Here is a 4,084-nt window from a genome sequence, read left to right as displayed (position 1 = left end):
CACCGCCGCCGTGCCCCGGCGCGTCCAGCGCACGCCCGCCCGCTGCCGGGTCTGCGGCCGCACGCTCACCGACGCGGGCGAGATGAAGCTGATGCGCTGCGAGGACTGCCCCTCGGACATGGACGAAGGGCTCTACGCACGACTGCGGGATTGGCGGGCGATCCAGGCCGAACGCAGCGGACAGCCCGACTTCTGCGTCTTCACCGACCGCACCCTGATGGCCATCGCCGAGGCACGGCCGGAGAGCCCCGCCGAGCTCTCCCGCATCCCCGGCGTCCTCAGCCGCAAACTGCGCAGCTACGGAACCGATGTTCTGGCCATCTGCGCAGGTCACGAGGTTGGGGAAGCCGATGACGACGACTGATACGAACTCGTCGAAAAAATAGTTTGCGCATGCCCCAGCAATCCCCATAGGTTCTAGGCACGGAAGCAGCGGCCTTCTCCAAAGGCCCAACTCCGTGTTGTACTTGCACATCCGAACGGACTGGTTCACCCCGGTCCCCAAGACGCCGAGAGGAGGCGAGTCCAGTGATCAGCATCAACACCAGCACCATCAGCACGGCCAAACTGACCGATCGCTCGACCGTCTCCCTGTGCATGCTCGGCGCCTCCCACCAGGACACCGGTCTGTCCGGCATCCGTGCCGTCCGTCCGGCGTCCTCCCTCGCTCTCGCGGGCCTCCCCGTCCGTGAGCGCAATGAGCGACCGACCAAGGCACTGGAAGCGGTAGCGGCACAGGCGCAGGCCTATGCCTTTGCGGCGGCCGGTGCCGGATTCCGGAAGCAGACGACGCAGCACCACCTGATGTGGGCCTTCCGTGGGCCAAAACCCTGGAGTGATCCAGCCTGATCCGATCAGGCCGGCGCCTTCAGGGCCGCGGAACCCCACCCGGGATCCGCGGCCCTTCTGTTTGCCCCGAACGGGGGCAGCGGAGCGAAGGGGCCTCGGGACAAGAAAAGAACCCGGTACCAAGCCGACACCCGGTCAACCGGCCGGACCGACCAGACGAGGAAGACCAACCGTGCAACTCGAAGCGCACGCCCCGTCCGTACCGCCTTCACAGACGATCCCCCCGCCCGGCCTCACGGAGGACTCCACCTTGACCCCCCTCACCGCGCTCACCGCGCTCGACGACGCCATCGAGAACCTCGGCGTACCCGTCCCCTGCCGCTCCTACGACCCGGAGGTCTTCTTCGCCGAGTCGCCGGCGGACGTCGAGTACGCCAAGTCCCTCTGCCGCACCTGCCCGCTGATCGAGGCCTGCCTCGCCGGGGCCAAGGAGCGGCGTGAGCCCTGGGGCGTCTGGGGTGGCGAGCTGTTCGTCCAGGGTGTCGTCGTCGCCCGGAAGCGGCCGCGTGGCCGCCCGCGCAAGAACCCGGTCACGGCATGAACACCGCAGGAACGATCGACCGCCCCCTCACGCACGACCCCAAGAAGCAGGCCCCGATGAAGCCGTCCACCAGCGAGCCCGTCGGCTCCGCGACCACAGACTTCACCACCACCGGCGCGACCGAAGCGCGCCAGAACAGGACCCGAGAGATGCAACTCATGCAAGAAGCCCTGGCTCGTGCGCATATGCACGAGCGACTCCATGACGCCGTGCGGGAACGCCGGGCCGTGCGCCTGGCGGCCGCCAAGCGGATGCAGCGCCGGGCCGAGCGCGCCTCGCTGCGCGCCCGCCGCGCGCTCGCCATGGCGGTCATGCAGTAACGATCACACCTGAGAAGCGGTGGCCTCCCGGCCCGGGGAGGCGAAGCCTTCTGCGCGGGGGCCGGTCCAGCCGAACGGACCGGTCCCCGCAGTGCGTTGCGCACGGCGATCCGCCGCCGACGGAGTTATCGTCACCGGGTGACGAGTCTTCCCGGAGGAAGTGATCAGGGCGGCTCCACCGCGGAGCGCCGCGTGCTCGTGTGCGCCCGCTGCGGCACCCCCGCCGACGAACCGCAGCCGGTCACCTGGACCTGCTCCGTGGAGAACGGCACCCGCCAGTACTTCTGCGACACCTGCTCCCGCGAGAACCTCCGCGCGATCGAGGGCCGCCTGGACTCGGCGTGGTGGTGAGCCCCTTCTCGGGGGCCCCTCCCCCCTCCCTCCCCCCGCCCACCCTCCCCACTTTCAAGGCACGCCGGATCACGCCTCTGCTGCCGTCTCCTCCTCTGTCGGCTCGTCCCCCGGCACGAAGCCCGGTAGCCACTCCTCCAGCTCCTCGCGGAGCCGTACCGTGGCGCCCAGTTGGCACAGGACGCCGATCGTGCTCAGGGTCACCCGGTGGATCAGGAGGTAGGCCGGGGGCAGATTGAGGCGTTTGCCCAGCTGGTAGGCGGGGGAGCGGGGATCGGCGATGCGGGTGGCCTGGTTGCGCATCCAGGCGCGGGTGAAGGTGAACGCGTCGGCCCGGGCCGGTTCGATGATCGGCAGCAGGTAGTCGAGTACCGCGTCCGGATCCAGCTCTATGGACTCCTTCACGAACCCTTCCTCGCAGAGGAGTTCGTAGACCGTCTCGGCCGCGCCGTCCAGGGTCATGCGGAGAGACGTGCCGATCGGCAACGGCAGCCCGCCGGTCAGCCGGTCGACCGTGCCGAAGTCCAGGACACCCAGGCGCCAGTCGTCCTCGCCGTCCGGGCCGCCGGGCAGCAGCCGGAAGTTGCCGGGATGTGGGTCGGCGTGCAGCAGGCCGGTGCGGGCCGGGCCCGAGAAGAGGAACCGGGCCAGCAGCTGACCGGCGCGGTCGCGTTGCTCCTGAGTGCCGTCCGAGATCACCTCCGACAGCGGGATGCCGTCGATCCACTCGGTCACCAGGACCTGCTCGCACTGGTGCACCACCGCCGGGACCACCACGTCCGGGTCGTCCGCGAACTCCTCCGCGTGCGCGGACTGGGCCTGCGCCTCCAGTTCGTAGTCCAGTTCCTCGGAGACGCGGTCCTTCAGCTCCGCGATGAGCGGCTTGATGTCCATGCCGGGAATCAGCGGGCCCAACAGGCGGGCGAAGCGGCTCAGTTGGCCCAGGTCGGAGAGCAGGGCGTCGCCGGCGCCCGGGTACTGCACCTTGACCGCCACCTCGCGGCCGTCGTGCCACACGGCCCGGTGCACCTGCCCGATCGAGGCCGCGGCGGCCGGCTTGTCCTCGAACTCCTCGAACAGATCGTGCCAGTCCGGACCCATCCGCTCCTCGAGCACCGCGTGCACCGTGCGGGTCGGCATCGGCGGCGCCGCCTCCTGGAGCTTGGTGAGGGCCGCGCGGTAGGGCCCGGCGACCTCCTCGGGCAGCGCGGACTCGAAGACGGACAGGGCCTGCCCGAACTTCATGGCACCGCCCTTCAGCTCGCCGAGCACCTTGAACAGCTGCTCCGCCGTGCGCTGTTGCAGCTCCCGGCCGACGATCTCCGCGGACTCGCCCACGATCCGCTTGCCCAAGCCCCAGGTCGCCCGGCCGGCGAAGCCGAGCGGGAGCGCGGCGAGCTTGGCGGTACGGGTGACCGCCTTCCGGGGAAGATCAGACATGCGCCCTCCAAGTCCCAGTCGGCCGCGCCGCGCCTGCCTTGCGTCGCTCCGCCGACGGCCGTTGCACCGCCATTGTCTCGCGCGGTTCACCGTCGGTTGAGGAGTGCTCCGGTTTGGCTTTCTCCGCCGATGGTTTACCTCGCTCCGCCGCCCCGCATCCGCATGCCGGATGCGGCCGGACCGGTCGGGCATGCCAGTCCAGTCCGGGCATGGACACCTCCCAGCGGGTGCCCGCGCTGGACGGCGACTGCCCGTCGAGGAAGGCCAGCGCATGCGCCGCGGCCAGGCCGGCGACCGCCGTGGCCAGTGTCAGATCGCAGGCCCCGACCCGGCGGGCCCTCGGGCACTGCCACTGGGCGGTGAGCCGTGGCCAGGCCGGGTCCCGGTCCCCGCGGTCGAGATGCAGACAGCCGGCGCACCCCGACTCGCCGGGCAGGACGAGCGGACCGACTACGCCGGTGCCCTCGACGACACCGGCGTACAGATGCGGCGTTCCGGTGGCCATGAGCGGCTCGGCGTCGGCGGGATCGGGTGCGTGCACGGTCACGTCGTCCCGGGGCGTGAGGATCACCAGGGAGAGCCC

7 protein-coding genes are annotated in these 4,084 nt (G+C 70.6%); 5 read left to right on the top strand and 2 right to left on the bottom strand.

Going from position 1 to position 4,084, the window contains the following annotated elements:
* The 5 genes from M878_RS47820 to M878_RS97495 all read left to right on the top strand — a co-directional run.
* Positions 1–364, top strand: a 364-nt coding sequence (locus M878_RS47820) for an HRDC domain-containing protein (protein WP_209445522.1), incomplete at its 5' end; no start/stop codon positions are given.
* Positions 365–528: 164 nt separating this feature from the next.
* A complete protein-coding gene (locus tag M878_RS63520; RefSeq protein WP_023546913.1) occupies positions 529–849 on the top strand; it encodes a hypothetical protein in 321 nt (106 codons plus the stop codon).
* A 172-nt stretch (positions 850–1,021) separates the two neighbouring features.
* Positions 1,022–1,390, top strand: a complete 369-nt coding sequence (locus tag M878_RS63515; RefSeq protein WP_023546912.1) for a WhiB family transcriptional regulator — start codon at positions 1,022–1,024, stop codon at positions 1,388–1,390.
* Positions 1,387–1,710, top strand: a complete 324-nt coding sequence (locus M878_RS63510) for a hypothetical protein (protein WP_023546911.1) — start codon at positions 1,387–1,389, stop codon at positions 1,708–1,710. Before M878_RS63515 ends, M878_RS63510 begins: the two co-directional genes overlap by 4 nt.
* Before the next feature lie 138 nt (positions 1,711–1,848).
* On the top strand, positions 1,849–2,061 hold the full coding sequence (locus tag M878_RS97495; protein ID WP_158692689.1) for a hypothetical protein: 213 nt from the start codon (positions 1,849–1,851) through the stop codon (positions 2,059–2,061).
* A 69-nt stretch (positions 2,062–2,130) separates the two neighbouring features.
* Here the strand turns inward: M878_RS97495 and M878_RS63505 are convergent, their stop codons facing one another.
* On the bottom strand, positions 2,131–3,501 hold the full coding sequence (locus tag M878_RS63505; protein WP_023546909.1) for an ABC1 kinase family protein: 1,371 nt from the start codon (positions 3,499–3,501) through the stop codon (positions 2,131–2,133).
* On the bottom strand, positions 3,494–4,084 hold a 591-nt coding region (locus M878_RS99850; protein ID WP_023546908.1), incomplete at its 5' end, for a TOMM precursor leader peptide-binding protein. The genes M878_RS99850 and M878_RS63505, both read right to left, overlap by 8 nt.

The sequence above is a fragment of the Streptomyces roseochromogenus subsp. oscitans DS 12.976 genome, assembly GCF_000497445.1.
Taxonomy (GTDB): Bacteria; Actinomycetota; Actinomycetes; order Streptomycetales; family Streptomycetaceae; genus Streptomyces; species Streptomyces oscitans.
The sequence above is the reverse complement of the archived record's forward strand: the minus strand, read 5'-3'. Positions and strand labels throughout refer to the sequence as shown.

Bases quoted from the DNA above. Each gene is read 5' to 3' on its own strand.
- M878_RS63510 (WP_023546911.1), top strand. From the start codon at position 1,387: ATGAACACCGCAGGAACGATCGACCGCCCCCTCACGCACGACCCCAAG.
- M878_RS63505 (WP_023546909.1), bottom strand. From the start codon at position 3,501: ATGTCTGATCTTCCCCGGAAGGCGGTCACCCGTACCGCCAAGCTCGCC.